Genomic DNA, 5,440 nt, shown 5'->3' on the forward strand with positions numbered 1-5,440 from the left:
ACTGGCACGGCAACTTGGATAAAGGCCATTGCGAAGGTTCTACCTTATTTGACGATTGTTACAGCGCGTAATGCGCTTACTAAGCTTCTTATGTTGAAACTAATTATACTGAGGCTTCTTGCAGACCTATACGTTACAGCAATTTACGCTGCTAACAGCTAGCTACACATTTTGCTATTAGCGCATGATTTTGCTACTAGAGCTATGGCCTAGCCTTGAAACACAAATATTTAAACATACTTTACAGGCAAGCATAAAAGGAATGTTTTTGGTTTGGCCTTTTTATATGGCTACCTTTTTATACGGCTGCCTTGTCTAGCTCTCTTGTTTAGCATTTGGCCAAAAACCGCTTGATCAAGGCTCTGCCATCCTTTATTATGCGCCGCTCTTTTGCGATAGGCTGTTCTTTGAACGACTTATCATTTGAATTAAGTAACGTATGGTGTGCGACTTCGGGTTGTATAGCGATACGGCCTTATTATGTGAGGTAACCCAATGAAACAAGATATCCACCCAAAATACGAAGCAATCACAGCAACTTGCTCATGTGGTAACGTAATGAACATTCGCTCTACGCTTGGTAAAGACATCAACCTAGACGTATGTTCTTCGTGTCACCCATTCTACACTGGTAAGCAACGTAACGTTGACACTGGTGGTCGTGTTGATCGCTTCAAGAAGCGTTTCGGTGCATTGGGCAAAAAGTAAGCCTGATATCGAGTTCGAAAAAAGCGCCTTTATGGCGCTTTTTTATTGCTTAAAATTCACGCTTCACACAAACAAGGTGTGCCAAACAGCGCTTTACCGCCGTTATCCTACGTCAGGCCAGTACCTAGCCAGTTTAACAAGCCCTGCAACTCGCCTTTTTGAAAAACGTTTTTAGCTTAATTTACAATATTCAGCGTGACCTGAACTCAGTGAAGGTTTTTAACATTAGATAAATGCCTATCCCAATTGCCGCCACTCACTTTTTTACATTGTTCTTCGCTATCAAAATAAATACCAACGGGTGCTGACTTAATTGACGCCAAAGCAATATTCACTTGGCTTATGAAGTCTATATCCCAACCATTAGTTAACGCCCGCTGCTTCTCCTGCTCAGTGTTAAACACGGCAATCACTTGCGGCGCTCTCCAATGCCCTACGTGAGTTAGCCAAACAAATCCATTATTGGCAGACTTTACGCTTTCGCACACATCGGTTAGCACGGTTATTAGTTTTTTTTCTGTCATATCCTCGCCTTCAGCGCGAATTTTGAGTGGGCTTTCACAGGATTTTATCAGAAATATTAGATGGAGAATTAACGAGGTATATCCCTGCGTTCCATTTTCTTGATTTGGGTTTCTGTCCAATGCATTTATGAGAACGAAGATCCCTTTGATAGCTTTGTTTTCATCCTCCACACAATAGACCTACAGAATGTTATAACAAGTCAAAATAAATAGCATGAATGGCAATTATAGCCCCATTTTACTGGTCTAATTAGTATGCCTAACCTACATTGGTATATGAGAATTCTGATCAGATATGTACACAGTGATTGGCTGTGTTAGAGTTGCGATCGGCACTTTGATAGTGAGCATTAATTCTGTGAATAATGCATTGCTTTCAAGACTTGTGGCGCTTTTGGGTACATAAACCTGAGGCTTGTATCCATTAAGGTATGTGAACAAAATCAGTAAAGGTTAACGCCTAGTCTGCTTTTTCCACATGCCACCTTAGGGCGTATTGATGATTGCTGTAAAACAAAGATCAACAAGCCCTAGTGCTAACAACTATTTATAATCACTTTTGTCATTACTTGGTTGTAACGCGCTTACGTTTATCTACCTATAACTATAACGACAATAAAATAGCTACAGAGCGTGAACGAAAACACCGATGAACCCTACATCTAAGGATACCTTTTTACATGTCAGATTTTAGACAACGCGCACTCGACTATCACGCCCAACCCACACCTGGAAAAATCCGCGTAGAGTTATCTAAGCCAGCCGACAGCGTCGATGACCTTGCTCTTGCCTACAGCCCAGGCGTTGCCGAGCCGGTCAGAGAAATTGCTGAAGATGCAGATAACGCCTATAAGTACACGGGTAAAGGAAACCTGGTTGCCGTTATCAGTAACGGAACCGCGATTTTAGGGTTGGGTAACCTAGGCCCACTGGCATCGAAACCTGTTATGGAAGGTAAAGCCCTTCTGTTTAAACGCTTTGCTGGCCTGGATGCCATTGACATTGAAGTGAAGCATCGTACAACCGAAGAGTTCATTAATACAGTAGCGAATATCGCTGACACATTTGGCGGCATTAACTTAGAAGACATTAAAGCGCCTGAATGCTTTGAGATTGAACAAGAGCTAATTAAGCGCTGTAAAATTCCGGTATTTCATGATGATCAGCACGGTACCGCTATTGTAACTGCAGCGGGCATGCTTAATGCTCTGGAAATTCAGGGTAAAAGCATAGAGAGCGCTAAAATTGTGTGTATGGGTGCCGGTGCAGCAGCGGTCGCTTGTATGGAACTGCTTATTAAGTGTGGTGCCCAGCGTGAGCGTATTTATATGCTAGACAGAAAAGGCGTTATCCATACTCGTCGCGAAGACTTAACTGAGCACAAAAAGCTATTTGCTAACAATACTGACAAGCGTACGCTTGAAGACGTAATGGAAGGTGCGGATATTTTTGTTGGTGTGTCTGGACCGGATGTTTTACCACCAGAAACACTGGCCTTGATGGCTGAAAACCCAATTGTATTTGCATGTTCTAACCCAGACCCTGAGATAAAGCCTGAACTTGCTCACGAAGTACGTAAAGATCTTATTATGGCTACCGGACGCTCGGACTACCCTAACCAGGTTAACAACGTACTGTGTTTCCCGTTTATTTTCCGTGGCGCACTAGATGTTCGTGCAACGGCCATTAACGATGAAATGAAAGTAGCGGCAGTAGAAGCCCTTCGTGCTATCACGAAGGAGCCTGTACCAGAAGAAGTACTAGCTGCCAGTAAGAGTACTAGTCTGACATTTGGTAAGGAGTACATTATTCCTAAACCTATGGACCCGCGTTTATGCGAGCGTATTGCTACTGCGGTATCTAAGGCTGCGATTGAATCTGGCGTTGCACGCGTGCCTGAAAGCCCAGAAGAATAAAATTCTGGCGCATAAGGCAAAAAAATGGAGGGGCTAGTGCTCAACCTTTATTTGCTAAAAAGTGCGCTTAGAGAATACAAGTACATAAAAAACGGCGCCGTGTTGTAGGTTATCAACTAGCAATAACTTACAACAAAGCGCCGTTTCTCTTTAATACCAAATATCAGTCGTCTTCCGACACATCGTTTTCGAAGCTTGGATCAATGCCCATTTCTTCCATAATGCGTCTTGCTTCAGCCGGTACGCGATTAGGATTGTCTTTGCGCAGGTCATCATCGTTAGGCAATGGTTGACCGGTAAACGCATGCAAAAATGCTTCGCACAACAGTTCTGAATTAGTGGCGTGACGCAGATTATTGATTTGGCGGCGAGTACGCTCATCAGTAAGCGCCTTAAGCACATTAATAGGTATAGAGACAGTGACTTTCTTTACCTGTTCGCTCTTCTTGCCATGCTCTGCGTAGGGGTGAATATATTTACCGTTCCATTCTGCCATTGTACTAACTCGGTCTACTCTTTTTTATGTTATGAAGAGAAATTCTAAACAAGTTCACGAAAAGGTCAATTGAGCAGTGTAAACCTCTTGACGTCTAGACATATATTCTTTAATTTAGACGTCTAAACGTCTATAAGAATACATTTTTGAGAGAAAAAGCCATGGTTTCTTACGCACAAGGTATCGATGCATTAAACCAGTCCCTGTCGGAACTGCGTGATATTGATGTATCTTTTGAATTCTTTCCGCCTAAAACGGAAGCCATGGAACAGACCCTGTGGAAGTCAGTTGAACGTCTAGCGCCACTAAAGCCAAGCTACATGTCGGTAACCTACGGCGCGAATAGCGGTGAGCGTGACAGAACCCACGACGTTGTAAAACGCATTCAGCAGCAAACCGGTGTCGCGGCGGTTCCTCACTTGACCTGTGTTGATGCTAGCCGTGATGAGCTTAAGCAAATTGCAAAAGACTACTGGGACTCAGGTATTCGCCGTATTGTTGCGCTTCGTGGCGATTTACCGCCAGGAGTAGAAAAGACAGAGATGTATGCCTCTGATCTTGTTGCCTTGCTAAAAGACGTTGCCGATTTTGATATTTCTGTTGCTGCCTATCCAGAGAAGCACCCTGAAGCACCAAATGCGCAGTTTGATTTACTAAACCTTAAGCGCAAAGCAGAAGCAGGTGCCACAGAAGCGATAACCCAGTTCTTTTTCGATACGAGTGTGTACCTTCGATTTAGAGACCGTGCAGCCGCAGCGGGTGTCGACTTAGATATCGTTCCGGGTATTTTGCCGGTAACCAACTACCAAACACTGGTGAAATTTGCGGGGTTCACAAATGTTCATGTGCCGGGATGGTTACACAAAATGTTCGACGGCCTTGATGCCGACGACCAAGCTACCCGTAATCTTATAGGCGCTAACATTGCTATGGACCAAGTTAAAGTACTCGCTAAAGAAGGGGTAAAACACTTCCATTTCTATACTTTGAACCGTAGTGAATTAAGCTACGCCATCTGCCACATGCTCGGCGTGCGTTCAGGCGCTTAATACATACGACAATCAGGACCGTGCTTGCGTTTTTTAACGAAGCACTCCACAAAAGGCGCAGTCAATGCGCCTTTGTTGTATAAAGCCTGCATTAAACTTTGCCACCAAGGCCGCCCGCAGTTACCATCTGATATAACATGTAATGAACTATCGATGCTTTATAACAGTCCGCATAGATAAGACCGCGCTGTTTACCATTTACACGGTATCGTCAGGAGAAATTGAGTGGATTTAGACAAGGTTAAAGCCTTATATAACAATGTTACTCCTCAGGTTAGAGATCTCTTTAGCATTTTCATAAAGCGCTGTAGAGAAGACAATATTACTATCTCTGCTGGGCACTTAGCCTATGTAACCTTGTTATCTTTGGTACCGTTTATCATGGTGACCTTTACTATAATGTCGGCCTTTCCTGCATTCGCGTCGGTTAGGAGCAAACTCGAGCATTTCGTATTTAGCAACTTTGTTCCTACCGCTAGTGATGTGGTTCACAAGTACATGACCGATTTCGTCGGCAATGCGTCACAGATGAGTGCCATTGGTATTTTATCGCTCTTGGTCGTTGCGTTAATGCTGATATCCAACGTAGATAAAACCCTGAACAGAATTTGGCGAACACAAAGTGACAGACCAATTGTTTATACTTTTGCTATCTATTGGATGGTAATTACTTTAGGGCCCTTACTTATTGGCTCTAGTGTGGTGGTAAGTTCTTATTTGACTGGTCTAGCGGCATTCACCGAAGAA

Annotated in this window: 6 protein-coding genes; 4 read left to right on the forward strand and 2 right to left on the reverse strand. The window is 43.5% G+C overall.

What is annotated here, in order from left to right:
- Positions 1 to 495 precede the first annotated feature (495 nt).
- On the forward strand, positions 496 to 708 hold the full coding sequence (gene rpmE, locus QVA83_RS13805) for a 50S ribosomal protein L31 (protein ID WP_014977577.1): 213 nt from the start codon (positions 496 to 498) through the stop codon (positions 706 to 708).
- Positions 709 to 914: 206 nt separating this feature from the next.
- Here the strand turns inward: rpmE and QVA83_RS13810 are convergent, their stop codons facing one another.
- Positions 915 to 1,232 carry a hypothetical protein gene (locus QVA83_RS13810; protein ID WP_287498598.1) on the reverse strand — a complete coding sequence of 106 codons (318 nt, stop codon included), beginning with the start codon at positions 1,230 to 1,232 and terminating at the stop codon, positions 915 to 917.
- Between the two features lie 680 nt (positions 1,233 to 1,912).
- Here QVA83_RS13810 and QVA83_RS13815 point away from each other — a divergent pair.
- Complete coding sequence (locus tag QVA83_RS13815) at positions 1,913 to 3,148, forward strand: malic enzyme-like NAD(P)-binding protein (protein WP_287498599.1); 1,236 nt, start codon at positions 1,913 to 1,915, stop codon at positions 3,146 to 3,148.
- A gap of 163 nt (positions 3,149 to 3,311) precedes the next feature.
- Here the strand turns inward: QVA83_RS13815 and metJ are convergent, their stop codons facing one another.
- Positions 3,312 to 3,644, reverse strand: coding sequence for a met regulon transcriptional regulator MetJ (gene metJ, locus QVA83_RS13820; protein WP_014950979.1), 333 nt, complete (start codon positions 3,642 to 3,644; stop codon positions 3,312 to 3,314).
- A 161-nt stretch (positions 3,645 to 3,805) separates the two neighbouring features.
- Between metJ and metF the strand changes: the two genes are divergently transcribed.
- Together metF and QVA83_RS13830 are read left to right on the forward strand one after the other, a co-directional pair.
- Positions 3,806 to 4,693 (forward strand): methylenetetrahydrofolate reductase, encoded by an 888-nt coding sequence (gene metF / locus QVA83_RS13825; RefSeq protein WP_014950980.1) that lies wholly within the window; start codon positions 3,806 to 3,808, stop codon positions 4,691 to 4,693.
- 225 nt (positions 4,694 to 4,918) lie between these two features.
- Positions 4,919 to 5,440 (forward strand): YihY family inner membrane protein (locus QVA83_RS13830; protein WP_287498600.1); only part of this gene is annotated, 522 nt, incomplete at its 3' end.

Origin of the sequence: Alteromonas sp. AO-Serp (assembly GCF_017849675.1) — a bacterium.
Classification (GTDB): Bacteria; Pseudomonadota; Gammaproteobacteria; order Enterobacterales; family Alteromonadaceae; genus Alteromonas; species Alteromonas macleodii.

Coding starts and splice junctions, on each gene's coding strand:
- metF (WP_014950980.1), top strand. CDS start 3,806: ATGGTTTCTTACGCACAAGGTATCGATGCATTAAACCAGTCCCTGTCG.
- rpmE (WP_014977577.1), top strand. CDS start 496: ATGAAACAAGATATCCACCCAAAATACGAAGCAATCACAGCAACTTGC.
- QVA83_RS13815 (WP_287498599.1), top strand. CDS start 1,913: ATGTCAGATTTTAGACAACGCGCACTCGACTATCACGCCCAACCCACA.
- QVA83_RS13810 (WP_287498598.1), bottom strand. CDS start 1,232: ATGACAGAAAAAAAACTAATAACCGTGCTAACCGATGTGTGCGAAAGC.
- metJ (WP_014950979.1), bottom strand. CDS start 3,644: ATGGCAGAATGGAACGGTAAATATATTCACCCCTACGCAGAGCATGGC.